Origin of the sequence: Sporosarcina ureae, assembly GCF_002109325.1 — a bacterium.
GTDB classification, from domain to species: domain Bacteria; phylum Bacillota; class Bacilli; order Bacillales_A; family Planococcaceae; genus Sporosarcina; species Sporosarcina ureae_C.
In genome coordinates this window covers 835,001-861,288 of record NZ_CP015348.1, presented here as the reverse complement: position 1 = coordinate 861,288, position 26,288 = coordinate 835,001, and the positions used below count along the sequence as shown (strand labels likewise).

At 42.0% G+C, this 26,288-nt stretch carries 28 protein-coding genes (1 of these 28 cut by a window edge); 14 read left to right on the top strand and 14 right to left on the bottom strand.

The features are described from left to right. Nucleotides 1–14: 14 nt before the first annotated feature. Nucleotides 15–719 (bottom strand): DUF2225 domain-containing protein, encoded by a 705-nt coding sequence (locus SporoP32a_RS04390; RefSeq protein ID WP_085426794.1) that lies wholly within the window; start codon nucleotides 717–719, stop codon nucleotides 15–17. Nucleotides 720–839: 120 nt separating this feature from the next. On the opposite strand from SporoP32a_RS04390, the gene SporoP32a_RS04385 reads away from it, so the two are divergent. The 4 genes from SporoP32a_RS04385 to SporoP32a_RS04375 all read left to right on the top strand — a co-directional run bounded on the left by SporoP32a_RS04385 (nucleotide 840) and on the right by SporoP32a_RS04375 (nucleotide 3,821). Further along, nucleotides 840–1,205 carry a HesB/IscA family protein gene (locus SporoP32a_RS04385; RefSeq protein WP_085426793.1) on the top strand — a complete coding sequence of 122 codons (366 nt, stop codon included), beginning with the start codon at nucleotides 840–842 and terminating at the stop codon, nucleotides 1,203–1,205. A 358-nt stretch (nucleotides 1,206–1,563) separates the two neighbouring features. Beyond that, nucleotides 1,564–1,713, top strand: a complete 150-nt coding sequence (locus tag SporoP32a_RS16985; protein ID WP_099625737.1) for a hypothetical protein — start codon at nucleotides 1,564–1,566, stop codon at nucleotides 1,711–1,713. A gap of 347 nt (nucleotides 1,714–2,060) precedes the next feature. Then, the gene (locus SporoP32a_RS04380; protein WP_085426792.1) at nucleotides 2,061–3,278 is read left to right on the top strand and encodes an NAD(P)/FAD-dependent oxidoreductase; all 1,218 of its coding nucleotides are present in this window, start codon (nucleotides 2,061–2,063) and stop codon (nucleotides 3,276–3,278) included. A 216-nt stretch (nucleotides 3,279–3,494) separates the two neighbouring features. Then, nucleotides 3,495–3,821: a YuiB family protein gene (locus SporoP32a_RS04375; protein ID WP_085426791.1), complete on the top strand. Its 327-nt coding sequence runs from the start codon at nucleotides 3,495–3,497 to the stop codon at nucleotides 3,819–3,821. 98 nt (nucleotides 3,822–3,919) lie between these two features. On the opposite strand, the gene SporoP32a_RS04370 is transcribed toward SporoP32a_RS04375, so the two are convergent. Continuing rightward, nucleotides 3,920–4,396, bottom strand: coding sequence for a divergent PAP2 family protein (locus SporoP32a_RS04370; RefSeq protein WP_085426790.1), 477 nt, complete (start codon nucleotides 4,394–4,396; stop codon nucleotides 3,920–3,922). Nucleotides 4,397–4,554: 158 nt separating this feature from the next. On the opposite strand from SporoP32a_RS04370, the gene SporoP32a_RS04365 reads away from it, so the two are divergent. Beyond that, nucleotides 4,555–6,069, top strand: a complete 1,515-nt coding sequence (locus SporoP32a_RS04365) for a leucyl aminopeptidase (protein ID WP_085426789.1) — start codon at nucleotides 4,555–4,557, stop codon at nucleotides 6,067–6,069. Nucleotides 6,070–6,399: 330 nt separating this feature from the next. Here the strand turns inward: SporoP32a_RS04365 and mnhG are convergent, their stop codons facing one another. Genes mnhG through SporoP32a_RS04325 form a run of 7 tightly spaced genes read right to left on the bottom strand, consistent with a single transcriptional unit; the run spans nucleotide 6,400 to nucleotide 12,190 of the window. Further along, nucleotides 6,400–6,783, bottom strand: coding sequence for a monovalent cation/H(+) antiporter subunit G (mnhG, locus tag SporoP32a_RS04355; RefSeq protein ID WP_085426788.1), 384 nt, complete (start codon nucleotides 6,781–6,783; stop codon nucleotides 6,400–6,402). Further along, a complete protein-coding gene (locus tag SporoP32a_RS04350; protein WP_085426787.1) occupies nucleotides 6,767–7,048 on the bottom strand; it encodes a Na(+)/H(+) antiporter subunit F1 in 282 nt (93 codons plus the stop codon). The genes mnhG and SporoP32a_RS04350 overlap by 17 nt, the downstream gene beginning before the upstream one ends. Then, on the bottom strand, nucleotides 7,045–7,527 hold the full coding sequence (locus tag SporoP32a_RS04345) for a Na+/H+ antiporter subunit E (protein WP_085426786.1): 483 nt from the start codon (nucleotides 7,525–7,527) through the stop codon (nucleotides 7,045–7,047). Before SporoP32a_RS04345 ends, SporoP32a_RS04350 begins: the two co-directional genes overlap by 4 nt. 6 nt (nucleotides 7,528–7,533) lie before the next feature. Next, on the bottom strand, nucleotides 7,534–9,018 hold the full coding sequence (locus tag SporoP32a_RS04340) for a Na+/H+ antiporter subunit D (protein WP_085426785.1): 1,485 nt from the start codon (nucleotides 9,016–9,018) through the stop codon (nucleotides 7,534–7,536). Next, entirely contained in the window at nucleotides 9,011–9,352 is a 342-nt protein-coding gene (locus SporoP32a_RS04335; RefSeq protein WP_085426784.1) for a Na(+)/H(+) antiporter subunit C, read from the bottom strand. Before SporoP32a_RS04335 ends, SporoP32a_RS04340 begins: the two co-directional genes overlap by 8 nt. Further along, nucleotides 9,352–9,774 (bottom strand): Na(+)/H(+) antiporter subunit B, encoded by a 423-nt coding sequence (locus SporoP32a_RS04330; RefSeq protein WP_029054412.1) that lies wholly within the window; start codon nucleotides 9,772–9,774, stop codon nucleotides 9,352–9,354. Before SporoP32a_RS04330 ends, SporoP32a_RS04335 begins: the two co-directional genes overlap by 1 nt. Beyond that, nucleotides 9,761–12,190 (bottom strand): Na+/H+ antiporter subunit A, encoded by a 2,430-nt coding sequence (locus SporoP32a_RS04325; RefSeq protein WP_198166260.1) that lies wholly within the window; start codon nucleotides 12,188–12,190, stop codon nucleotides 9,761–9,763. The genes SporoP32a_RS04330 and SporoP32a_RS04325 overlap by 14 nt, the downstream gene beginning before the upstream one ends. A 162-nt stretch (nucleotides 12,191–12,352) precedes the next feature. Between SporoP32a_RS04325 and SporoP32a_RS04320 the strand changes: the two genes are divergently transcribed. Next, on the top strand, nucleotides 12,353–12,925 hold the full coding sequence (locus SporoP32a_RS04320) for a DUF5366 family protein (protein WP_085426782.1): 573 nt from the start codon (nucleotides 12,353–12,355) through the stop codon (nucleotides 12,923–12,925). 41 nt (nucleotides 12,926–12,966) lie between these two features. Here the strand turns inward: SporoP32a_RS04320 and SporoP32a_RS04315 are convergent, their stop codons facing one another. Both SporoP32a_RS04315 and SporoP32a_RS04310 read right to left on the bottom strand, forming a co-directional pair. Next, nucleotides 12,967–14,820, bottom strand: a complete 1,854-nt coding sequence (locus SporoP32a_RS04315) for a transglycosylase domain-containing protein (RefSeq protein ID WP_232319587.1) — start codon at nucleotides 14,818–14,820, stop codon at nucleotides 12,967–12,969. A 121-nt stretch (nucleotides 14,821–14,941) separates the two neighbouring features. Then, nucleotides 14,942–16,183 carry an MFS transporter gene (locus tag SporoP32a_RS04310; RefSeq protein WP_085426780.1) on the bottom strand — a complete coding sequence of 414 codons (1,242 nt, stop codon included), beginning with the start codon at nucleotides 16,181–16,183 and terminating at the stop codon, nucleotides 14,942–14,944. Nucleotides 16,184–16,657: 474 nt separating this feature from the next. Here SporoP32a_RS04310 and SporoP32a_RS04305 point away from each other — a divergent pair, with 474 nt between their 5' ends. The 4 genes from SporoP32a_RS04305 to yugI all read left to right on the top strand — a co-directional run bounded on the left by SporoP32a_RS04305 (nucleotide 16,658) and on the right by yugI (nucleotide 18,376). Continuing rightward, the gene (locus tag SporoP32a_RS04305; protein ID WP_085426779.1) at nucleotides 16,658–17,248 is read left to right on the top strand and encodes a peptidylprolyl isomerase; all 591 of its coding nucleotides are present in this window, start codon (nucleotides 16,658–16,660) and stop codon (nucleotides 17,246–17,248) included. A gap of 29 nt (nucleotides 17,249–17,277) precedes the next feature. Next, entirely contained in the window at nucleotides 17,278–17,499 is a 222-nt protein-coding gene (locus SporoP32a_RS04300) for a hypothetical protein (protein ID WP_085426778.1), read from the top strand. A gap of 119 nt (nucleotides 17,500–17,618) precedes the next feature. Beyond that, on the top strand, nucleotides 17,619–17,885 hold the full coding sequence (locus tag SporoP32a_RS04295; RefSeq protein WP_198166219.1) for a DUF1871 family protein: 267 nt from the start codon (nucleotides 17,619–17,621) through the stop codon (nucleotides 17,883–17,885). A gap of 116 nt (nucleotides 17,886–18,001) precedes the next feature. Continuing rightward, nucleotides 18,002–18,376 carry a S1 domain-containing post-transcriptional regulator GSP13 gene (yugI, locus tag SporoP32a_RS04290; RefSeq protein ID WP_085426777.1) on the top strand — a complete coding sequence of 125 codons (375 nt, stop codon included), beginning with the start codon at nucleotides 18,002–18,004 and terminating at the stop codon, nucleotides 18,374–18,376. Between the two features lie 110 nt (nucleotides 18,377–18,486). Here yugI and SporoP32a_RS04285 read toward each other — a convergent pair whose 3' ends face one another. Further along, nucleotides 18,487–19,788, bottom strand: coding sequence for a sigma 54-interacting transcriptional regulator (locus SporoP32a_RS04285; protein WP_085426776.1), 1,302 nt, complete (start codon nucleotides 19,786–19,788; stop codon nucleotides 18,487–18,489). Between the two features lie 179 nt (nucleotides 19,789–19,967). Between SporoP32a_RS04285 and pruA the strand changes: the two genes are divergently transcribed. The 3 genes from pruA to SporoP32a_RS04270 all read left to right on the top strand — a co-directional run bounded on the left by pruA (nucleotide 19,968) and on the right by SporoP32a_RS04270 (nucleotide 24,122). Beyond that, the gene (gene pruA, locus SporoP32a_RS04280; protein WP_085426775.1) at nucleotides 19,968–21,512 is read left to right on the top strand and encodes an L-glutamate gamma-semialdehyde dehydrogenase; all 1,545 of its coding nucleotides are present in this window, start codon (nucleotides 19,968–19,970) and stop codon (nucleotides 21,510–21,512) included. A gap of 32 nt (nucleotides 21,513–21,544) precedes the next feature. After that, on the top strand, nucleotides 21,545–22,738 hold the full coding sequence (locus SporoP32a_RS04275) for an ornithine--oxo-acid transaminase (RefSeq protein WP_085426774.1): 1,194 nt from the start codon (nucleotides 21,545–21,547) through the stop codon (nucleotides 22,736–22,738). Nucleotides 22,739–22,877: 139 nt separating this feature from the next. Next, a complete protein-coding gene (locus SporoP32a_RS04270) occupies nucleotides 22,878–24,122 on the top strand; it encodes a Glu/Leu/Phe/Val family dehydrogenase (protein WP_085426773.1) in 1,245 nt (414 codons plus the stop codon). 41 nt (nucleotides 24,123–24,163) lie between these two features. Here the strand turns inward: SporoP32a_RS04270 and SporoP32a_RS04265 are convergent, their stop codons facing one another. Continuing rightward, nucleotides 24,164–24,421 (bottom strand): DUF378 domain-containing protein, encoded by a 258-nt coding sequence (locus tag SporoP32a_RS04265; RefSeq protein ID WP_085426772.1) that lies wholly within the window; start codon nucleotides 24,419–24,421, stop codon nucleotides 24,164–24,166. Between the two features lie 105 nt (nucleotides 24,422–24,526). On the opposite strand from SporoP32a_RS04265, the gene SporoP32a_RS04260 reads away from it, so the two are divergent. Beyond that, on the top strand, nucleotides 24,527–25,690 hold the full coding sequence (locus tag SporoP32a_RS04260; protein ID WP_085426771.1) for an iron-containing alcohol dehydrogenase: 1,164 nt from the start codon (nucleotides 24,527–24,529) through the stop codon (nucleotides 25,688–25,690). Between the two features lie 106 nt (nucleotides 25,691–25,796). Here SporoP32a_RS04260 and SporoP32a_RS04255 read toward each other — a convergent pair whose 3' ends face one another. Continuing rightward, nucleotides 25,797–26,288 carry the 3' portion of an MgtC/SapB family protein gene (locus SporoP32a_RS04255; RefSeq protein WP_085426770.1) on the bottom strand. 231 nt of this gene lie beyond the right edge of the window, so only the last 492 of its 723 coding nucleotides appear in the window; its start codon lies off the right edge, out of view; it ends in the stop codon at nucleotides 25,797–25,799.

The following is a 26,288-nucleotide window of genomic DNA, read 5'->3' as shown; positions in this document are numbered from 1 at the left end:
ACGGCTTTCATTATTCAGCTTGTTTTATGAACGGCTTCTTCATCCCGAATTTCTTGCCAACGATCTTTGGCCATCTGGATGACTTTAGGTTCAGTCGATCTTTTTTGTGTTTCGATGACACGAGAAAAGTTTCGAATGGCTTCTGCACGATCATGGATACGCCAAGATAGTTCGGCAATTAGATATTGTACGCGGGTCTCAGACATTTGTGTTCCTATATAATCACCTTCAGAGAATGCCTGTATATATAGGTCACGGGAAATCTTTAGATACCGCATTTCTTTAGGGAGATTTTCATCTTCCCGATAGATCCAAGCTATACGTAACATCATGCCTGCCATAGTTAAATGCTTTTCCTTTTTGAAGTTGGCACTTAGGTAGGCTAATTTATAGGCTTCCACTGCTTGCTTTTTTGTACGTTCGCCTCCAAATGACCGGCTATGCCATTTAGCTGTTATATTTTTAGCGATCATTTCTTTTGTGCCAGGTGCAAAATACAGAGCGAAATCATCAGTGAAGGCAAAACCGCAATGTGGGCAAACGGCAACGTTATAAAAAATAGGGTTAATTGCCTTATCTATATAAATAGGTCTAAAATCGCTGTCATGGTCGATTACTCTTACTTGGCGTGAACGGATTTTAGTAGTAGGAAAATGCTCTTTACAAAGTAAACACTGCATTTTCTTCTCGTAAAATGGGCTGATTTCCACTAATATCATTCCTTTCTGTCCTGAGTCTTATTATACATTAAAATAGACCTAGTAGGGGGACTATTTGTTTGCATTGTGATGAAAAAGATTGATATGATAAAAAGAAAACGTGGAAAGTGAGTGGTAGATATGACAAATACAGTAGAAATTACAGAAGCAGCAGCATTTCACGTGAAAAAGATGATGGAACATAATGAAGAAGAAGGTTCTTTCTTGCGCGTTTCCGTTAATGGCGGAGGTTGCAGCGGGTTAACATATGGTCTAGGCTTTGCACAAGAAAAAGAAGCGGATGATATTTCTTATACTGCACACGGAATTCCTGTAGTGGTGAAAGAAGAGGATGCAGCTATTCTCGTAGGTACGAAAGTGGATTATAAAGAATCGTTAATGGGTGGCGGCTTCACGATTGACAATCCAAATGCGATTGCGAACTGTGGTTGCGGTACTTCATTCAGAACAGCTAAAAAAGCTGGTGCGCCTGCAGAATGCGATTAACAGTTGGAATGCAATACTCGCATCATCCTAAAAAAGTGAGAAAGTAAACCTCTTTGATTTGTCTGTTGCTACAACAGAACAAGTCAAAGAGGCTTTTTTATATAGTTAGAAACTGACAAAGTTGTCCCGCAGTTAAATGACTACCGTATCAAAATAATATAAAGGCTCGGCTTAATAAGTCGCCTGCATTATAGAAAATCATTTCTTGCATACATTCATCCATGAACTCATTAAGTTTTTACTGCTATATGTCGAATAAAGCGATACACTAATATAGTACAAGTGTAGAGTAGTAAAAGTTTTAATATAAAAGTATTGAATACATTCTCTTTAAATAATATAAAAGTAGGTGAATACGATGGGGAAATATCATTTGGATTCCAAAGGTAAGATGGCAGTAGCGAAGTATCATGAAAAAAATAAACCAGCCCAATTTGATAAAAAACAACAACTTGAAAAAATACGTTTGGATTATTTGGAGAAAAAGCAAAATCAAAAAGAAAAGTAATATTTTGGATAACGTTTTTACGATTATTAACTTCATATAATTACAGATTATAGTTGCGGTACTTCATTTATCCAGACCTAAGAAAGCCTGCGATTTAGCGGTTGCAAGTGAAATAAGCCAGACAAATCGAGAGAAATCCGGTAGAATTATCCATGGAGAATTCTACTAATTAAATTTGATTATTTGCATAATATCAATTGTGTTGAAATACTCGCTCAAAAGGTCTACTATAAGTAATGAAAGTAAGATTAAATTAATATCAAACTAAATGCCGGCACTGCAAAACCAAGTTAGATTGATTTTACACGTACTCGGCGTTTAATAAACTAAAAGGTGGTTCGATTTACGTGAAAAGACCAACAATCTTAGTATTGGGTGCAGGTTACGGTGGCTTGATGACCGTTGTCAATTTACAGAAGTCATTAGGCACAGACGAGGCAGACATCGTTCTAATCAACAAAAATGATTATCACTATGAATCTACATGGTTGCATGAAGCGGCAGCTGGAACATTAACTCCAGAACAAGTTCGCTACGATATCTCAAGTGTAATTAATAGCAATAAAGTTAAATTCATCGAAGCTGAAGTAACTGGCATCGATGTAACTACGAAAAGTGTAAAGACAAATCTTGGATCACACACATATGATTACCTTGTGATCGGACTTGGTTTCGAAGGTGAAACTTTCGGTATTCCAGGTTTGGACAAGTACGCATTGTCTATCGCAAATGTGAATGCAGCACGTCAAATCCGTGATCACATGGAATATCAATTCGCTACATGGTCTACTGAAGAAGTAAAAGATGATAGCCGTTTAACTATTATCGTAGGTGGAGCAGGATTCACAGGAATCGAGTACCTTGGGGAACTAGGAAACCGTGTACCTGAACTATGTAAAGAATATGATGTGCCGGCTAAAAAGGTTCGCATTCTATGTGTAGAAGCGGCGCCAATGGTACTACCTGGTTTCGATCCGGAACTTGTAGAATATGCAGTACGTCAATTAGGCGCGAAAGGTGTAGAATTCTCAATCGGAACACCGGTTGTAGAAGCAACTCCTGAAGGCGTGAAGATTAAAAAAGGCGAAGATGAATTTGAATTCATCAAAGCTGGAACGGTTGTATGGGCTGCGGGTGTTCGTGGTAACCGTCTAATCGAAGAATCAGGTATCGAAAACATGCGTGCTCGCGTAAAAGTTGAAAAAGACATGCGTGCGCCAGGATTCGACGATGTATTTGTCGTAGGTGACTGTGCATTGATGATCAACGAAGCGATCAATCGCCCATTCCCTCCAACAGCACAAATCGCTATGCAACAAGGTGATATGATTGCGAACAACATCATCGCGTTGATGAAAGGAAACCCAACTAAAGAATTCGTACCTGATTTAAAAGGTAGCGTTTGTTCATTAGGGGATTCCGATGCAATTGGTGTCGTATTTGATAAAAAAGTGACAGGTACTAAAGCGTCGTTTATGAAGAAAATGATCGATAACCGTGCGTTATTCATGATCGGTGGTCTTGGACTCACGATTAAAAAAGGTAAATTTAACGTTCTGAAATGATTATAAAAGAGCACTCGTTTTTGCGAGTGCTTTTTGTATGCAACAAAATAGGCAACAAGTCAACTATGAAAGCAGTCGAAGTAGGGGAAATCGTCTGTCAGATTTTAAGAATTCATGACATCTTAGAAGAACGTTGTGTGTACACTGTCTCATTCTATTGAAAGACTTCCCATCATCCTGTAAAATGTTGAGGTGATGAACTGGAGGTTAGCAAGCATGCAAACTATATCCATAGCTCAAGTGATGCTATCGATCTTGATATTTATTGTTATGTTTTTCGGTATCGGCTTTTTATTGAACATGCTATTGCGTATGACTTGGCTGATGGCTATTATTTATCCGATTATCGTGATTTTTATTATTGATGATGTGGCGATGTATGAGTACTTTACGAAGCCAGGCTATGCGTTTAGTGAGCTAGGGGCGAATTTAATGTCGCTTCATGTGGTAGATATCGTGATTTTGGCGAGTGGTATGGTCGGAGCGATTATCGCAGGATTTGTGATGAAGGTTTTACGCAAGATGGGGTATCAGATGTTCTGATGCTTTGATTATGTGGATGAAAAGAAACGGAACTGGACAAGAAGTCGTGATTTACGACAGCTTGTGACAGTTCCGTTTTTTTGTGCTTCTTTTAGAGTTTACAATATAACCGTATACGTAAGAATGGAGATGAGGATGCCGGTTAGGGCTCCGAAGAATACTTCGTTTGGTTTATGGCCTAGTAGAGTTTTGAGTTCCTGGATTTTGGCGTCGTTGTCTTTTTTAGGCCAGTGTTTTAGATCATCGACGAACATTTGGAAGTCAGAACGCATTTGGTTAATGATAACGGCTTGTTGTCCCGCTTGGTAGCGAATGCCAGTTGCGTCAAACATGACGATGACTGCGAAGATGGCAGATACAGCGAATAAGGGTGAGTCTAATCCTGCTTCAAATGCGATGGCAGTTGTTAGTGCGGTGACTGCGGCTGAGTGGGAGCTTGGCATGCCACCTGTGGAAGTCATAAGTCCGAAATCGAGTTTACGTGTTAATAAAAAATGAATGGGTATTTTTACGAATTGTGCAAATAAAATGGCGAATAGCGCTGCGAGGAGCGGTATGTTTTCAAAAATAGCCAAGAGATTCCACTCCTTTTATGTTAGTAGTTTTGCAAACAGTATATCATAATCTGTATTGAATCGTAGTAAAAACCCAACAATCCTTGTCGTTGGAAGTGCTAATCTGACTAGTCTATACTAGTATGGGGTAAGCGTAAAGAAAAGGGGAGGAATAAAAAATGATAAACGTAGAAACAGCATCCGCAATGAATCAGAAGGAAGTGGAGGTGCTAGTTGTAGGAGTACCTGACCATCCAGAGAACGTAGAAGGGTTTGATCAGTTCGTCGAATCATTCCATCCTTCATTGACAGACTGGATTAAATCGAATGATATTCAACAGAAATTTAAAACTATCACAAAAATGCCCGCCTTATCTAAGCAAACTTACGACCGTGTATATTTTGTAGGCGTTGGCAATCAGAAACAACTGACAGAACAGAAAGTACGCGAACTATTCGCTACTGTAGGTAAACAGCTACATAAGGATCGTGTGCGTACCGTAGGGGTCTGGACAGCGCCCTTCTGCAATGAAGAGATCCATTGTGAGGATGTAGCGTTCCTAGCCTCTGAGGGTATCGGTATGGGCTCGTATGCGTATGAAGGATTCCAAACCTCTTCTAACGAAGTAGATGTACCACTTACTACAGTAACGTTCATTACGAATGCTGATGAACAAAGCATCATAGCGGCAGGGGAAGTAGGAATGATCTCTGCGCATGCAGTGAACGAGGCGCGTACTCTCGTCAATGTGCCACCAAATCTATTGACGGCGACTAAGATGGCGGAGTATGCACGGGAATTAGCCGAAAGCTATGACTTAGAAATCGACATTCTTGGTAAAGCGGAAATGGAAGAGCTTGGTATGGGTGCAATTCTTGCGGTCAATCAAGGTTCAGTAGAAGAACCGAAGCTAATTGTGCTGAAGTACCAAGCGACTGAACAGTGGGAAGATGTAATTGGATTAGTAGGTAAAGGAATCACGTATGACACCGGTGGCTACTCGCTGAAGCCTAAAGACGGCATGGTAGGCATGAAAGGTGACATGGGTGGTGCAGCGGCTGTTCTGGGCGCTATGGCCATCATAGGAGAGTCACGGCCAAGAAAGAACGTAATTGCCGTTATAGCTTCATCAGACAACATGATCTCCGGCGAAGCATTTAAACCGGACGACGTCATCACTTCACTAAGCGGCAAGACGATTGAAGTGCTCAATACAGATGCAGAAGGTCGTTTAGTACTGGCTGACGCGGTGACGTATGCGAAGCAAGCGGGAGCTGAGTATCTGATAGATGTAGCCACGTTAACAGGTGGTGTCATTGTAGCGCTCGGTAACGATAAAACGGGTGCGCTGACGAATAACGAGGAATTCTATAAGCAGTTCCAGGAAGCAGCGGATGAAACAGGAGAATTTATTTGGCAAATGCCGTTAACTGAAAATGATCGCAAGCGAATTCGTAAAAGTGATGTTGCTGATTTGAACAACTCACCTGGACGCGATGGCCATATGATATTCGGAGGTGGCTTCGTAGGAGAATTTGTAGGGGATACGCCTTGGATTCATTTAGATATCGCAGGCACATCTGACGCCGCAAGCCCACATGTGCTTGGCCCTAAAGGCGCGACTGGCGTTATGGTCCGTACATTAGCGACATTTGTAGAGCGCTTGGCTGCTGAAACAGAATCACAAGAATAATTCACTCTAGGCGCTTTACCCATTCCTTCTTTCTAGTTGGTCATAGGATAGAGGGAAAGGGGGAACTTGGATGACAAGACATAATAATTACAGAGGTGGATATGGTGGCGGTCGCGGTCATTATGGCGGTGGTTACGGAGGATTTGGTGGTTTCGGTGGTCCATTCCTAGGTGGTTTAGTTGGCGGATTTTTAGGTAATGCTATTTCTCCAGGTTACGGTTTCGGTGGCTATGGTGGGGGTATTATCCACCTTACTACAACAGCTATCCATACTATCCACAACCGTATTACCCTTATTATCCATACTTTTAAAAAAACACGCCGAGATGACTACTTGTCATCCGGCGTGTTTTTATTTGACTCCTTGCGGTGCTTTATTGCAGCTTCTTTCAGGTCATCGCCAACCGTTAATTTGGTAGGTTCTACTCCTGCCATATAAGCTGCACGTGTCATCAAATGACCGCCAATGGGAGAAGTGATGAACAAGAAGACGATACCGAGCAACAGTGCGACACTGAAGTGGCCTTCATTCCACCAAAAGTGGAGGAAAACGCCAAGCAATAAACTCATAACTCCGAGTGTTGCACTCTTTGAAGCGGCATGTGCGCGAGTGTAGACATCCGGCAACCGTAAGATTCCGATGACTGTGACGATCGTGAAAATGATCCCCACTGTGACAAGAAACACAATAATAATATCAGCGATCAGATCCACTATCGATGATCTCTCCTCTCTCAATAAATTTCGAGAAGGACACCGTACCGATAAACGACATAATCGCAATCAATAGAATCGCATCGATGAAGAAAGGTGTATCAAACAGGATGGATAGCAACGCGATAGCCGAGATTAGCATGACGCCAATTGCATCGAGCGCGACTAGCCGATCCGGAACAGACGGGCCTTTCCATACACGATATAATAATCCGAGCATAGACAAGATGACCAGCACGAGACAGACTGAGTAAAATAGGTTCATCCTCGGCTCACCTCCATGATGGCTTTCTCGAATGTGTTCTTAATAGAGTCGATTGCTTCATCCACATCATCCACGTCGATCGCATGGATATATAACGTTCGCTGATCATCCGATACATGCACGACGACTGTACCGGGTGTCAATGTAATCAAACTGGATAATAGGGTGATTTCCCAATCTTTCTCTAGTTCAGTCGGCAAAGCAAAAAACATAGGTTGCATAGTAGAAAGATCCGGTTTTATGACTAGTAATAACACGGAAATATTCGACAAGATAAGCTCTTTTAGGAAAATCGCTGTAAGTTTCACTGCAGACCAGATTCGCCAAATGTACAAGCGCCCTCTGAAATAGCGGCGAGTCATAATGATCATCAACAGTCCGATGATATATCCAATGATGAACGTAGAAGGTGTCAATGAACTTGACATGAACATCCAAACGACTGCAATGAAGAAATTTAAAAGTATCTGAAAAGCCATTGACCTCTACTCCTTTAACACCGCATTTATATAGATGGATGGATCAGCTAGTACATCTGCTGCATCCGTCATATATGGCATAAGCCACTCTGCACCGACACCGTACGCTACCGTAACGACAACCAGCATGATAGCTGGAACCATCATTTGACGATAAACGCCTTTGTCTCGAGCAGGTAACTCGTTCTTTTGAGGACCCCAGAAAGCATAAATGAAAATCCGTATAACGGACAACAACACAACTAAGCTCGATGCGAGAATGATGATGCTGCCAATTATGTGATCCGCTTCGAACGCGCCTTTTGTGATGAGCACTTTTCCGATGAATCCACTTAATGGAGGTATACCTGCTAGACCGAATGCAGCGATTAGATACATCCAACCGAGCGTGGCATGGGTCTTAATTAAACCACCCATCTCCCGCAAATTAGAAGTCCCGGTCACATAAATGATGATGCCGATCAAGACAAATAGTGCACCTTTGATCAACATATCATGAATCAAATAAAATATTGCCCCTTCGAGTCCAGCAGTATTCATTTGTGCAACACCGAATAAAATCACACCTACTGCAATGATGATGTTGTAAATGATAATTTGCTTTACATCGAAGTAAGCGAGAGCACCGATACAGCCTGCAATGATTGTCAGTAACGACAAAATCATTAGAAACTGATGTGTAAACCCGATATCGTGCACGAAAAACAACGTATACGTACGCGTAATCGCATAGACACCTACTTTAGTAAGCAAGGCACCAAACAATGCGAGCACTGGAATTGGCGGCGCAGCATACGAATTAGGCAACCAGAAGTATAGAGGGAAGATTGCCCCTTTAATTCCAAAGACGATCAAGAATAAAATCGCAATGACCGAGATGATCCCCGGTTGATTAATTTCAGCAATCTTCACCGAAATATCCGCCATATTCAATGTGCCAATAATGGAGTACAAATACGCTACCGTAATAACGAAAATCGCAGATGAAATAACATTGATCAATATGTATTTGATGGATTCGCGAAGCTGTCTCTTCTCGCCGCCAAGCACGATCAGTAAATACGATGCGATCAGTAGCACTTCGAAGAATACGAACATATTGAAAATATCACCTGTTGTAAAGGCGCCGTTGATTCCTGTAATCATGAAAAGAATTGCAGGATAGTAGAAAAACCTTTCTCTTTCTACACCAATTGACGAAAAGCTATAGAGGACGACAAAAAATGTAATACTAATTGTCGTCGTGACGAGCAGGGCGGAGAACATGTCCGACACCATCGTAATTCCGAATGGTGCAGGCCAGCTTCCGAGCGTCACGGTTTGGATTCCTTCTGTCTTCACTGTCGCGATGAGCCACAAAGAAGCAACTAGACTGAGAGCCAATCCGATCAGTGTCAAAACTCTTTGGACGATCACTTGCTCTTTGAAAAACAATAAAATCATCGCGAAAAAGAAAGGAATAATGATCGGAAATAAAAGAAGATTAATCATGTTCATCATTCCCTCTCAATTCATTCATATTATCTGTTTGATGTACAGCATACATACGATACGCCATGACGAGCATGACTGCTGTCACACCAAAGCTAATGACGATTGCAGTTAAAATCAATGCTTGAGGCAGGGGATCTGCAAAATCTGTCACACCATCAATGAGTACAGGTGGTGCTAAGCCTCCAAGTCCACCCATCGTTAAGATGAGCAAGTGAGCTCCATGACTGAGCAACCCAGTACCTAAAATCACTTTCAGTAAACTTCTCGATAATATCAAATAGAAGGCTGCCGTAAATAATATCCCGATGAGAATTGAAAGAATAAACTCCATCAGTCATCGCCTCCAATCGATTGAATAATCGTGATGGCGGAACCGACGACAACTAAGTAGACTCCACTATCAAATAACATCGCTGTGTGAAGAGACGTATGTCCGAATAGTGGTAAATCAAAATCACTGAATGCATGTGTGAAGAACGGCACATTAAAGAAAATCGAGCCGGCCGCTGTACCTAATGCAAGCAATAGTCCGATCGCAGTCATAATCGTAAAGTTAAACGGTAAAATTTGTTGAATCGTCCGTAAATCGAATGCCAACAACAACAGCACAATCGCCCCTGTTGTCAACAAGCCACCAACGAATCCTCCACCTGGTGCATAGTGACCCGCGAAAAAGATGTGGATGGAGAACAGGAAGATGATGAAAAACACTACTTTGGCTGTAGTTTGTAAAATAACATCATTTGTTTTCATCGTTCGGCTCCTTTCTCGATACACGTAAGCGAATCATGCCAAGTACCGCAATCCCTGCAATAGCTAATACTGCGATTTCAAATAATGTATCAAATCCACGGTAATCTACAAGAATGACGTTGACGATATTTCCGCCAGCTGCTTCTGACTCGACCGTATCTTTATAGTACTTAGAAATCGAAGGGATCATTTTTTGTGAGTGGCTGGATAGGGCGACTAATGTCACCATCACACCTACACTCAATGAAACAATCAAGTTCACTACTTTAATGCGTTTCGTTTCCCCGTGCGTACTGAGTGCCGGCAAATGCTTGAATGCCAGCAAGAACAACGCAACGGATACGGTCTCGATTACGAGTTGCGTCAATGCTAAGTCAGGCGCTTTGAAGATGACGAAGAATAATGCGACGGAATACCCGACACCGCCGAGCGCGATAATCGCAGCAAGGCGAGACTTCGCAAACACAACAAATCCGACAGACAAGATTAACACGATCGCATTTAACGATCCATATAATGTAATCGCTGCGAAACTATTCATATCGACAACAAATGCATCCTTAATGAACAACAGCGCGATGATCGAAACGGACATGAATGCGAACATATACAATAAGTATGTCCGGATCTTACCTGTCATATAAAGACGAGAAACTCGATTCAATCCTTTTTCACTTCCACGCATCAACGCATCATAGCCTTCATTCAACGATAACTTATCAGGCTGGATACGATAGAGTGGCTGCCATTTTGGAATGGTCAGATAAAGTAATGTACCGAATGCGATCACGCCAATAGTCAACCATAGGCCAACTGCTCCAAAACCATGCCAAGCTTTGACATGAATATCGATAGCGGAAGGGTTTGCGTACAATGTCGGTTGAATGGCCATGACAGCCGGTTTAATAATCCACTTACCAACTACGTTCGGAATGAAGAACACAAGAATGACGATCGTTGCCAAAATCATAGGTGAAATCAGCATGCCAATCGGCGCTTCATGCGGTTGTTTCGGCAATTTGTCGAATTTCTTCTGACCCATAAATGTTTTTAACACAAAATACAAACTGTACGTAAACGTAAAGACACTGGCAATCCAAGCAACGATCGGGAACATAATGCCCCATGTATCGAAGTTGAATAATTCAAAGTGTCGAAGCGCTACCATGGATTCAAGGAACATTTCCTTACTTAAGAATCCGCTAAACGGTGGCAGTCCAGCCATGGATAATGAACCGATAGCTGCAACAGTAAAGCTGATTGGCATCACGCTCATTAATCCACCGAGCTTACGAATATCTCGGGTGCCGGTTTCATGATCGATAATGCCTGCAATCATGAAGAGTCCGCCCTTGAATGCTGCGTGGTTAATCAAGTGGAAAATCGCCGCATACGTCGCAAAGCCGAACATGGCCGCCGTCGCATGATACGAGATGGCGCCTGCACCGAGCAATGACATAATTAATCCGAGCTGGCTGACTGTTGAAAATGCTAAAATCGCTTTCAAATCCGTTTGCTTCACTGCAAAGAACGAACCCCAGAACAGTGTCAGCAATCCGATTCCAGTAACAAGCCAAATCCATGTGGACGACGTACCGAAAATCGGCGTAAAACGTGCAACCAAATAAATACCCGCCTTAACCATCGTGGCGGAGTGTAAGTATGCACTGACTGGTGTTGGCGCTTCCATTGCATCCGGTAACCAGATATAGAATGGAAATTGCGCCGATTTCGTAAAGGCACCAAGCAATAATAAGATTAAAGCTAGTGTGAAATATGGTTGACTTACAAGTTCAGGAGCTTGCGCAATCAATTCACGAACAGAGAAGGTTTCTCCCATGATACTGAGCAAAATGAATGCCCCGAGCATCATCAATCCACCAAACACTGTAATCATCATGGATTTCAATGCACCAAAACGTGATTTATCCTTCGTGTACCAGAAACCAATCAATAAGAAGGACGAAATCGATGTTAACTCCCAGAATAAATAGAGCGTCATCGTGTTGTCAGATTGTACGACTCCAAGCATGGCGGTCATAAAAATCAGTAAGTAGACATAAAAACTACCTAGATCTTCTTTTTCTCTATCCATATAAAATACAGAGTACAATACAACTAACGAACCGATACCGGTGATCAATAGCGTAAATAATAAACTTAGACCATCTATGTACGAAGTAAATGCAATACCTAGTGATGGAATCCAATTTAATTCAGAACTAGCATGACCACCATCCATCACTAACGGCAAGAAACTTAAGTAATAGCCGAACAATACTAGCGGGACGAGAAAGACGAACCAACCCGTATGTATTCCTTTGATCTTCTTATAAGCAAAAGGAACAAGTATTGCGAAGATTACAGGTAAAAAAATCAATAACACGAATTCCAAGAGAATCCTCCTTCCAACCATATTCTTCACATATTCAAATTTCCATAGCGATATGCGTGGGCGTATTTGTTAGTATAGCGTAAAACATTTCAAATTGCATAGACGACAGTTGTCCAATTATTGCTTTATTCGACTTCCTTCTTATATTATTAGGAGGGTGAAAAAATATTTTTGAGGTGCAGTATGAAAAATCCATATTTATTCGGTTATTTGCCCTTTGTCACCGTACTGTTATTCAGTTTAACGTTCGGTGTCTACAGTGTGGGGGAGACATTGATCCTCTTTAAGGAAATCGGTCTCTATCAAGGTATGCGGGAGTTTTTATCGGACTTTCAGTTGCGAATATTTTTGTTGACTATGTATTCCCTATTATTCTTTATGTTATTCGCTGCATTAAAATTGATTGCGGTTACTATTCATGAAACGGCCTTATTATTTTTCTTGAAAGAAGAAGCGGATGCGTCATATAGTGCTTCGAAGTCAGGCGCAGTCATTTACTTTATCGGTGCGCTTGCTTCGGCAATTGGCATTCAATCCTGGAAGACATTGGCGTTAATCTTTCTCATCACTTCTTTTGTCTATTTCATTTATGTAATCTACAAATTAAGTCCATTTATGCCGTTGACGCATACAGTGGGTTTGATCTTCTTTCAAATCATCATCTGGAGTGTATTGGTGGCGGGACTTGTCTATATTATCTTCAGGCTGTATAACGGCTTGTTGGCCAGTATACCGTTAGCGAATCCGGTGAAATAAAAAGAGCCTTGCAGGTCCGAAGTGACGGAACTGCAAGGCTCTTATGGTCGCATCGTAGAGGAAAAAGCACGCAGATGGATTTTTTGATCACGTAGACGTGGTATCGGCGTCGGTTTATCATAGCCGATCCACACAGCGGACGTATAGCGATCGTTCATGCCGATCGTCCACAAGTCTTTAAACGAATCAGTCGTTCCCGTCTTTGCTCCCGTATAGCTAGTTGAATATGGAATGCCTTCGCCTGTCCCGTTGACGACTACTTCTTTCATCAAGGAACGTATACTGCGGACTGTTGAAGGAGACCAAACCGCTTTTGACGTATCTTTCCACTTATATAACACTTCACCTCGACTATCCTTTACCGCGCGAATTGCATGCGGTGTCAAATATATCCCGTCAATAAAACTCGTAGTCGCTCCGGCAAGTTCGAGTGGCGTCACGCCATGAGAAAATCCGCCGAGTGCAGCAGGGTAGGAACGATCTGCTGCCACTACATGCTGAAAATGAAATGGAGCTAGATGAGAAAATGCTGTATCTATCCCTACACGTTGCAACAAACGCACAGCCGTCGTGTTATAGCTGTTGCGGAACGCTTCCCGTACAGTAGTTGTGCCGAACTGATAGTGGCCAAAGTTCTTCGGACAATACCCGTTGATACAAATATTACTACTGTTGACAGGTGTATCCGCATGATACGGGCCGCTCTCGAAAAACGGTGCATAGACGAGCAGTGGCTTGATTGCTGAACCAGGTTGTCGAACTGCTTGATAAGCTCGGTTGAAGTCTGTCTTTTTATATCCTGAACCCGCATACAGACTAATAATTTCGCGCATTTCATTGTCTATAACTGCAGCGCCCGCTTGAACCCCGCCCGTTCCAATCAATGCATTCAAACGATTTTCATCATGTTGCTGCTTATTTTGATCAAGAGCCGTTTCAATCGTTACGCCTTTACTGATCACATCACGGGTGCGGCGATTGATTTCATTTTGCCAACGCTGTCGTTCTTCCGGTGTCTTGGCCTTGTTCTTCGACACATCGAGTCCTTCTGTCTGCGCAATAAGGTCTTTTAATTCTTCCAATACATAAGAACTGTACATAGGATGAAACTGTTCTTTTTTCTTAACATGTAATTTAATAGGCAATGTACTGTATCCATCAAATTGTTCTTGTGTAATCACTTGCTGATCAAGCATTACTCGAAGAAGCCGTATTTGACGTTCTTTCGTTTTGTCGAAATGCTTGATGGGGTTATAAAGTGAAGGATTGTTTGGAATAGCTGCTAAAAATGCAATTTCTGCTTCATTTAATTTTTCGAGAGGGCGGCTGAAGTAATAGCTTGCCGCACCGCCAATTCCGTACACTTGATTGCCGAAATACATTTCATTCAAATACATTTCTAGAATTTCATCTTTTGTCGATTGCTTTTCTAACTCTGCAGCGAGGAATAACTCTTTAAATTTTCTCTCGTATGTTTTCTCTGTTGATAAATAACGCATGCGCACAACTTGCTGTGTAATGGTCGATGCGCCTTGCCGTTTGTCGTCTGCTGCAGCATTGATCGTAAAAGCCCGAATGATGGCCGCGATGTCATACCCACGATGCTCATAAAATGTTCGGTCTTCACTTTTTAAAAATAATTGACGAGTAAAGAACGTCATGTCTCCCAAAGCGATCGGTCGCCGCCATTCAGTATATTCTTCCGCGAATAATTTGCCGTTACGGTCTTTCATTTGAATAGGGGAGACCATGGCGGGTGCTTCTAATTGCACTGCGTCACGAATAGAAGCGTGCAAAGTTTCAGTCTGCACCGTCTCCGCCTGGATTTGGTTTTGTATAAATAATAATAGTGGAACGCAAGCAAGCGTGATCACTAGTCCAATCGTTTGTTTCAACTTACTAGCCTCCCTGTACTTTCGCATAGCTATAGAAAAATATAACACATCGGAACAAGTGCCGCCTGAATCATAGGACATAAAAAGCCCCGCAACCGATTAACGGTTTGCGAGGCTAAGATTATATGTGTTCATCTGCTTCAACTTGCCGGTCTTCCAAGAAGTGTTCGAAATCCTGTGTAGGTCGTCGTACAGCCATGGATAAGAACAGATACCCAACGATGAACAATACGCCTGTCACGACGAATACTGCCGGAATGCCGATATATCCACTAACAATCCCACCGAACATTGGCCCGATGATATTACCAAGGAAGCGGAAACTGGTGTTGTATCCCATAACTTCGCCTTGAACTTCCAGTGGAGCTTCTCGGCGGACAAGTGCTGTCGTCAGTGGAATCATACCACCTGTCGAAATACCAAACAAGAACCGTAACAAGACCAGTTGCCAAAGTTCCGTAACGAACGCTTGCGGGATAATGAAGACGAACGACATGATCAGCAGTAATCCAAGAATTTTTTCATACCCGACATCGTCGCCAACCTTCCCCCAGTACCTGGCAAATAGTAAATTACCGAGTCCTGTAGCACTGAACGTCAATCCAGCAAGGAACGCAACATTGGTTGCAGCGTGAGTCAGATCCGCTACGTAGAGTGACAGCAAAGGTTGAATGCTGAAATTCCCGACTTGGATCAACGTCGTAACGAGCATGACGTTGAACATCAGACGGTGTTTGAATAATCCGCCCAAAATAACTTTCCGCGAATACTTCGCCACTTTCCGCACTTTCACTCGCGCTTCTTCTTTAATTCCAAATAGCACAAGCATTGTGGCAAACAGTACGGAAACGGACGTGATGATGAAGGCATACTCAAAACCGAACGTATCCGCCATCATACCGCCAAGAACAGGACCGAATAACATTCCCGAGACACCGCCCATTTGCAACGTCCCGAGCATCTTACCTGCTTCCTCACGTGGCGTCTGAGATGAAATGAAAGCTAATGACGTCGGCAAAAAGCCTGTAACTAGACCCATCAGAAGTCTTAAGACAAAAAAGGTTTCTACGGAATTCACAAAGCCCATCAAAAAGACCGAAATCGTAATCCCGAAACCATTAATTAGCAATATGGGCTTAAAGCCAAAACGATCTGCAAATCGTCCCCAAATAGGAGACATAATGAGCGCGGTAATAAATGTAGCACCAAAAATTAATCCTGCCCACTTCTGGACATATGCATCAGAGTAATCTCCAAACGTTTCAATATATAACGACAGGAACGGCATAATCATCGTCATCGTCCCTGCTACAAGAAAGTTCGTGACCCAGATGATGATGAAATTCTTCTTATGTCGACTCAAAATTGTAACGCCTTCCTCCTGTGATTATTAGATGATTTATAGTATAAAACAATTCGGCAGTCGAAGGAAACATAGTGCTTACATCTACAGTTGGAGTGAAAGTGGTAAATTGGCTTTTTAGATTCCGCTACAGTAGAAAGGGGGAGGGCTATGAGCGGTTGCAAGGCGACTATGATCGTTCACGGCCTGTCATAGAGCGGTCAACAGAAAAGTATGAGCGGAAATGGATCGTGATAGAGCGCTTGACGGGCACAATAGAGCGAATACGCTTGAACTATGAGCATCTCTCACGCGAACAAACACAGTAGATCAACGTTTCCCGCTTCACATAGTGTGCTCTATCTCCACAAAAAAACTCTGTCAACTAACTGTCACAGTTACAATTATCGAATTTTCTAGTCATGTATGATAAACTGTTTTCATACACAAAACAGCATCAAAATGAACACGTATGCAAATTAGAGGAGGAATATCATGTATCCACAATTATCGACTGAAGTAGCAGAAAACGAAGCACTCGTTACAATGAACACAACAATGGGGCCTATCAAAATAAAGCTCTTTAAAGAGCAAGTTCCAAAGACTGTTGAAAACTTCTTGACTCACGCAGAAAACGGTTATTACGACGGTATTATTTTCCACCGTGTAATTCCTGAATTCATGATCCAAGGTGGAGACCCAACTGGAACAGGTATGGGCGGAGAAAGCATCTATGGCAACACATTCCAAGATGAGTTCACTATGGACCTATTCAACTTACGTGGCGCACTATCTATGGCGAACGCTGGACCGAACACAAACGGTAGCCAGTTCTTCATCGTCCAAGCATCTTCACTTGCAGGCGCATCAGCTTCACAATTGAAAAAAGGTGGCTGGCCTGAAGAGATCGCGGATGCGTATGAAGCAAACGGTGGAACACCACACTTGGATCAGAAGCACTCTGTATTTGGTCAGGTACTAGAAGGAATGGACGTAGTCGATAAAATTGCAAACGCAAAAGCTAATCGCGATAACAAGCCAAAAGAAGAAATTAAAATTGAATCAATCGAAATCCTTCAAAAATAAGAAGGTTTAATTCATAGGGGGAAACTAGCATGGACTTCGTTCTATTGATGCCGTTTCTTTATTTTCCTGAAGATAAATCAGAATACATTCCAGCAGCAATCTCTTTCGTCATCTTCATGACGCTAATGCTGTTCGTATTTCGTTGGATTCTTAAGAAGTCCAAACGGCAGGAAGAAGAAACGAAAGAGCTGGAACATCGTATTTTAAAAGAACGACAACAAATTAAAAATCAAGAACATCCCATCGATTGATCGGGATGTTCTTTTTTTGAGTTTTCTCGGATGCTATCAATCTCTTTGCAACTGTTTTCTTTTTTCTTTCACAACACTGTGCTATCATTAAAAGAAAAATGCGAATCAGGTGACAAATCGTGCAAACCATCGAAATGAATAAAAAAGCGGTTGTACTTCTTAAGCAGTGGGATCCATTCCAAGAAGGAGAACACGCATATGATACAGAGATTGCAGATGTAGTGACGAAGCTTCATGATGTAGATCATCCAGCTGACTTGGCTAAATGTATTCGCGATGCCTATGAGCATACACATGATATGTGGATACCTTTAGAGAAGTGTATGGATATATCCTATAAATTAATTGCGATTAAATATAAAGCCAACTCAATCGTCCAATATTAAATAGTTAACGCCGTCTTTTGGATGGCGTTTTTTTGTTCAAAACTTTGAAATATGGTATACTATGAAACGGCCGCAAAGGCAGATTAGATACTACTTTAGATTGGGAGCTGTTTTGCATGTCTCACAAATTTGCAGTAGGAGATGAGCTGTCCGGAAAAGTTACCGGAATACAGCCGTACGGTGCGTTTGTAGCGCTGGATGCTTCAACGCAAGGGTTAGTGCACATCTCTGAAATCACGTATGGGTTCGTTAAAGACATTCATGAATTTTTGGAAGTTGGGCAAGAAGTTCACGTCAAAGTACTGGATGTGGATGAAAAAGCGAGTAAAATCAGTTTGTCTATCCGTGCATTACAAGAGCCACCGAATTCTTACTTGAACAATCAACGTTCCCGTCAATCATTGCAGGAACGTGTAGATCAGCAAGACGCGGATGGCTTTAATTCATTGAAAGATAAGCTACAAGGCTGGATCGAACAATCCGGACGTTAATAAAAAAGGACTGTCACAGGGAGTGAATATAACTTCCTGTAACAGTCCTTTTTTGTGTTTTTAAATTAGTAAGTAACGTCATTAAAGTTATTTCTGCAACATCAGTATCTTTATTCCTTCAACTTCTTCAATCGATATTGCAAATTCTGTCTGCTCATACCAAGTGAGTTGGCAGTTTTCGTAATATTGTCATCGTGCAGCTTCATCGCTTTCTGAAGATAATACCTCTCCGCTTCTCGTAAATACTGATCAAGCGGTACTAACTTTGAATCGCTTTGTACAATGAAGTCTTTTGGCTGCGAAGATTCATCCGAAATGGACTCCACCTTTAACTTAAACTGCAATGGCAGCATATCAAACGTCAATGTATCTTCACTTGTACGCATGGAAGATACCTCGTCGAGCAAAAACTCCAGCTCACGCAAATTCCCTGGCCATTCATATGCACATAGTAACTCGCTGACTTTTTCATCGATTTTTGCTAACCCCGTTCCGAGCGATTCTATTCTCGTCTTCAAATAGGATTCGGCAAATGGAATAATATCTTCAGGTCGCTTACGTAGGGGAGGGATCCGGATAGCGAATGACGCGAAAAAGTAATAAAGCTCCTTTAACAGTGTCCCGGATGCAATGAGTTCAACTGGGTCATCTCCAATACTCGCGATAAACTGATGAGTGGATGATTTTTGCAAAACGAAAAGTAATGACTGTTGCAATGAAATTGATAAGGAGTCGATTCGCTCACAAAATAACGTCATCGTCAATTGCTGTTGTAAAGTTTCGTCAAGTTGCCGAATGATATCTGTATCAGCATGTAGGCAATGGAATGTGTGAAATACTCTTTGATTTTCCGAGGTTCCGTAGTGAATAGCTTCAGCAAGATTATCTTTCCCAACGCCAGTCTCACCAATTAATAATACAGGTAATCCTGCATCTGCCGCTTTTTCAGCAGTCGAAATGACCGACTTCATCGCAAGAGAGTGGGCTGTGATTTGATTGAATGTGATCGGTCCACGGTTTTTACGCAATGGTTGCAGAACGAACTTCTCCAATGCAGTAATATCTTGGGCAAATTCGATCGCGCCGATCAATTTCTGTTCTTCGTAAATAGGATAAGTGTCATTCATCGTTGTGATTTCTAATTCGTTCGTATTCCAATACCTCTGCTTCACTCGCAATTGTGGTTCTCCACTCTGCAACACTTTCATCAAGGTACTTTCACTTTTGTCGAAGTTGAATAGCTCCAATATAGAATGGTCTTTTATATCCTCGAGATTTAATCCTTCGATTTCCTTCATTTTTCGATTGTAGACAAGTGTGCGTCCTGAATGGTCTACGGCATGTATTCCGATATTTGCATGATCCACTGCAAATTGATTGCATATATCTAATACATCTTTATAACTATTCATCAAAAACACCTTCCTAACGTAATACTTAACAGAATATTATTAGTAAAATACTAAAAAGAAAAATAAATGTATCAAAACACTTGCAAAGTGCAACGTTTTCTTGCATCATTATAAATGTAAACGTTAACAAACGCAAATATATTTTGCACTCTCAAATATAAAGGAGGACTTGATCCTAAATGATTCCATACAAACACGAACCATTCACAGATTTTACAGTAGAAGAAAACCGCAAAGCATACGAAGAAGGTTTTAAAACCGTAGAAAGTTATATTGGCCAAGACTATCCGTTAATTATCGGTGGCGAGCGCATCATGACAGATAAGAAGCTAGCGTCTACTAATCCTTCAGATAAAAATGAGATCATCGGGAATGTCTCGCAAGCTAGTCGCGATTTAGCAGAACAAGCGATGAATACGGCAAAAGAAACATTTAAAACGTGGAGAAAAGTGAAGCCTGAATTCCGTGCTGATGTACTATTTAAAGCTGCGGCAATCGTCAGACGTCGTAAGTTCGAGTTTTCTGCACTCCTTACAAAAGAAGCGGGCAAGCCTTGGAACGAAGCGGACGCAGATGTTGCAGAAGGTATCGATTTCCTAGAATACTACGGTCGTCAAATGCTTACACTAAAAGAAGGTATGCACGTAGAGAGCAGACCAGGAGAATTTAACCGATTCGATTATATACCACTTGGTGTAGGCGTAGTTATTTCACCGTGGAACTTCGCATTTGCCATCATGGCAGGTACGACAGTAGGAGCATTAGTGACAGGGAACACAGTATTGTTGAAGCCTGCATCTACTACAACAGTAATTGCATATAAATTCATCGAAGTACTGGAAGAAGCCGGCATGCCTTCAGGCGTTGTCAACTATATCCCAGGGTCAGGTTCAGAAATTGGCGACTATCTAGTCGATCACAAAGATACTCGTTTCGTTTCGTTTACGGGTTCACGCGAAGTCGGTACACGCATTTTCGAACGTGCGGCTAAAGTACATGACGGCCAAATTTGGTTGAAGCGCGTAATTGCGGAAATGGGCGGTAAAGATACGATTGTTGTCGATAATGAAGCAGACCTTGAATTAGCAGCACAATCTATCGTGAAATCTTCATTCGGATTCAGTGGACAGAAATGTTCTGCATGTTCTCGCGCGATCATTCATGAAGATGTCTACGACGAAGTAGTGAAGCGCGTAGAAGAAATTACGAAAACGTATAACTGGGGCGATCCGGTAGATAGCAAGAATACTGCAGGTCCAGTAATTGACCAGGCTGCATACGATAAAATTATGGACTATATTGAAATCGGTAAGAAAGAAGGACGTCTCATTGCAGGCGGAACTGGCGATGACTCCAAAGGTTATTTTGTAGCTCCGACAGTATTCGCAGACGTTGATCCGACTGCGCGTATTTCTCAAGAAGAAATTTTTGGACCGGTCGTGGCGCTTTCTAAAGCTTCATCCTTTACAGAAGCGATTGAGTTTGCGAACGATACAGATTATGGTTTGACAGGTGCTGTCATTACGAATAACCGTCACCACATTGAACAGGCTCGTGAAGATTTCCATGTTGGTAACTTGTATTTCAATAGAGGATGTACAGGTGCTATCGTAGGATATCAGCCGTTTGGCGGATTTAATATGTCGGGTACGGATTCGAAAGCTGGAGGACCGGATTACTTGCAGTTGCATATGCAAGGGAAGACTACTTCAGAGACACTATAAACCGATTAAGAGAATTCGAGGAGTGAACAGAGATGACGAAAACAACAACTGTTATTGAAAAAACACAAAAATACGGTGCGAATAACTATAATCCGCTACCTATCGTAATTTCGGAGGCGGAAGGTGTCTGGGTGAAAGACCCTGAAGGCAATAAGTATATGGATATGTTAGCTGCATATTCCGCACTCAATCAAGGACATCGCCACCCGAAAATTATTCAAGCGCTGAAAGACCAAGCTGACCGTGTAACGTTAACTTCACGTGCATTCCACAATGATCAACTGGGTCCGTGGTATGAAAAGATGGCAAAGCTTTCAGGTAAAAATATGGTATTGCCTATGAATACAGGTGCAGAAGCAGTGGAAACAGCTTTAAAAGCAGCTAGACGCTGGGCGTATGACGTAAAAGGTGTAGCTGGCAATCATGCAGAAATCATTGCATGTGTCGGGAACTTCCACGGTCGCACGCTTGGAGCAGTTTCACTGTCGTCTGATCCTGAATATAAAAAAGGATTCGGTCCGTTACTACCTGGTATCAAGTTGGTAGAATACGGTGATATCGATGCATTAAAAGCTGCGATTACTTCCAACACGGCGGCATTCCTAATCGAGCCGATCCAAGGCGAAGCTGGAATCATCATTCCTCCAGAAGGATTCATGAAGGAAGCTGCGAAACTATGTAAGGAAGAAAACGTTCTATTAATTGCGGATGAAATTCAAGCAGGACTATGCCGTACGGGTGAAATGTTTGCTTGTAACTATGATGATGTTACACCAGATATGTATATTCTTGGTAAGGCACTAGGTGGCGGAGTATTCCCGATCTCTTGTGTGCTTGCAAATGATGACATCCTAGGTGTATTCAATCCGGGTTCTCACGGTTCTACATTTGGTGGGAATCCGATGGCTTGCGCAGTATCCATAGCAGCACTTGAAGTGTTGGAAGAAGAAGAGCTGGCGAAGCGATCTAAAGAATTAGGAAATTATTTCATGGATGAATTGAAGAAAATTTCTCATCCTGCAATTAAGGAAGTACGTGGCCGTGGATTATTCATTGGGATGGAACTAACAGAAGAGGCACGTCCGTATTGTGAAAAGCTCAAAGAACTAGGTTTACTATGTAAAGAAACGCATGATACCGTCATTCGTTTTGCTCCTCCACTGACTATTACTCAAGAAGAGCTGGACTGGGCATTGGAGAAGATTCGTACAGTATTTAACAAGTAAGTAACGTTCACCCACCCATCCGATTTCTGCATAAAAATAAATTCAAAGAAGGTTTGGAATTGATGGGTGGATGTTTCAACACGTCCGTGTTATAATGTGTCCGTGAAAGACAATACCAAACAAAGAGGCGAGCCATACAATGACAGAAAACCTGAATCTATTTACGTCTACACAAGTTGTTATAAAAGAAGCACTTGAAAAGCTAGGCTATGATGAAGGAATGTATGAACTATTGAAAGAACCACTTCGTATGGTGGAAGTGCGCATTCCGGTCCGTATGGATGATGGAAAAGTAAAAGTATATACCGGTTACCGTGGACAACACAATGACGCAGTCGGACCTACAAAAGGTGGAATTCGATTCCATCCTAACGTTAGTGCTGATGAAGTGAAGGCGCTATCTATGTGGATGACGCTAAAAGCTGGAATTGTGGATTTACCATATGGTGGAGCTAAAGGCGGTATCATCTGTGATCCGCGAGAAATGTCGATGGGTGAACTAGAAAGACTAAGCCGAGGCTATGTGCGTGCACTTAGTCAAATCATGGGACCTGCAAAGGATATCCCTGCACCGGACGTCTTTACGAATTCACAAATCATGGCATGGATGATGGATGAATACAGTAAAATTGATGAATTCAACTCTCCTGGTTTCATTACAGGGAAGCCAGTCGTACTCGGTGGTTCACATGGCCGCGAGCGCGCAACAGCTGAAGGTGTAACGATCATTATCAATGAAGCGGCAAAACGTCGCAACATCGATATGAAAGGTGCACGTGTTATCATTCAAGGGTTTGGTAACGCAGGTAGCTTCTTATCCAAGTTTTTACATGACTCCGGTGCGAAAGTTATCGGAATATCTGATGCATATGGAGCGTTGCATGATCCGGACGGTTTAGATATCGACTATCTATTAGATCGTCGCGACAGCTTCGGAACAGTTACTACATTATTCGACAATACGCTAACCAATGCGGAATTACTCGAAATGGATTGTGATATCTTAGTTCCAGCTGCTATTGAAAACCAGATTACAGAAGAAAATGCTCATAATATTAAAGCGGATATCGTAGTGGAAGCAGCGAATGGTCCAACTACAGCGGAAGCTACAAAAATCCTGACAGATCGCGGTATTCTACTAGTACCAGACGTATTAGCTAGTGCTGGTGGCGTAACAGTATCGTATTTCGAATGGGTTCAGAACAATATGGGCTATTATTGGTCTGAAGAAGAAGTTCGTGAAAAATTGACAGAAAAAATGGTTGCTGCATTTGAAAATGTCTATAATATATCGTCTACACGTAATATTGATATGCGTTTAGCGGCATATATGATTGGTGTACGCAGAACAGCGGAAGCAAGCCGTTTCCGTGGCTGGGTATAATAACAACTAAAGGCATCTCCTCATATAAGAGGAGATGCCTTTTAAATTTGTTCAACGGATGAAGTGGAATGAGTTTCTTCAGTGGGTTTATGTCCGTCTTCCCTTCGCCAATACGTAAAGAGGACTTGTAACGCCATAAGACCAGACAATCCGATGATGATATACAGGAAGCGTGCTAGAGGCTGATAGGCACCTTCAGTAAGTTGTGCGATGACGTCAAAACGAAAGATTCCAACGACTCCCCAGTTTAATGCGCCGATCAGCGCGATGGCCAATGTAACTTTTTGCAGTGTTTCCATTTTATCTCCTCCTGTAAAAAAGTATATCCTGTTTTTAGAACACTATACTTGCATCATAAATACATCTTTTTCATAATAGAGAGTAAGAAAGAGGAGGCGTATGATTTGGATAACTTTATTTTTAACAATCCGACTAAATTAATATTCGGTAAAGATCAACTACAACGATTGCCAAAAGAGCTTGAACAATACGGTAAAAAGGTGTTACTCGTGTACGGTGGCGGCAGTATTAAGCGCAATGGCCTGTATGACGAAATTACAAAGATGTTAAACGACAATGATTTCGAAGTAGTGGACATGCCAGGTGTTGAACCCAATCCTCGTTTGTCGACAGCTAAGAGAGGCGCAGACCTTTGTAAAGAACATAATATCGATGTGATTCTCGCAGCTGGTGGCGGTTCTGTAATTGACTGTACGAAGTTAATTGCTTCCGCAGCGAAATATGACGGTGATCCTTGGGACTTTGTAACAGGTAAAGCAACGCCTAAAGAAGCACTTCCATTCGGTACGGTGCTGACGATAACTGCAACTAGTTCAGAAATGAATGCGGGTTCTGTTATTACTAATGAAGAGACACAAGAGAAATACGGTTGGGGTGGGCCATTAAGCTATCCACAGTTTTCTATATTAGATCCGAAATATACATTGTCAGTGCCGCTTGATCAAACAGTCAATGGAATTGTTGATACGATGTCCCACATTTTCGAACAATACTTCCACACGGCAGACAACGCATTGTTGCAAGATGAAATTTGCGAAGCGGCATTACGCTCTGTTATGAAGACTGGCGAACAACTAGTAAAAGATCCAGAAAATATAGACCTTCGTGAATCCATGATGTTTGCAGGAGTTTGGGGATTGAACGGTTTCTTATCGATGGGAACAAGAGGGGACTGGGGTACGCATAATATTGAACACGCCGTATCTGCTGTCTACGATATTCCGCACGCAGGCGGTTTGGCGATTCTATTCCCGCACTGGATGAAGCAAACATTCCCCAAAAACCCAAAGCGCTTTGTACAGCTAGCTGTTAATGTGTTCGGTGTAGATCCAGCTGATAAAACGGATGAAGAAGTTGCAATGGAAGGAATCGACCGCTTAAGTGCCTATTGGAAGAAGATTGGCGCACCTGTCACACTAGCGGATTATGATATCGATGACTCTAAATTAGAGTTAATGGCTGAAAAAGCTGCTGTAAATGGTCCGGTCGGTGGATTTGCTAAGCTTTCTAAGGATGAAGTTCTTACTTTATTGAAAGCTAGTTTATAATTCCTGATATTATGTTTCTATTGAATATGTAAAAAGACTGAAAACAACTGCCTGTAGTAGGGTTGTTTTCAGTCTGCAACGTCAAGTCACTTCGGCTTGGCGTTTTTTATGGATAAATAACGAGCTCTACCGATTCTACATAAGAAAGTGTAGTCAGTTCTATATAGAGTGAAGAGGTAGATTTTTTTGGATGTGCCATAAGTTTAAATTGCAATTCATGATGGTAATGATGTTCGGGTGTTTGGAATTGTCTAATACGCATATGGTCAATTTCCATGTTTTCAGCATGTAAGTATTTTATGAGGTCATCAATCTTAGACTTTTGCGTAATGATGATCGTGCAATTTGCTTCTTTTGTACGTAACCGTTTCGGACCGAATCTACCTAGCATAGGCGCGATTAGCTCAATAACGATCATTACACTGATTACAGTGAAGAATGCTTCGAAGTAAAAACCAGCCCCTACTGCAATACCAATTCCCGCGGCGCCCCAGATCATAGCAGCAGTAGTAAGTCCTGTTATATTATCGTTATCCCTGCGCAATATCGCACCGGCGCCAAGGAATCCGATACCACTGACGATTTGTGCAGATAGTCG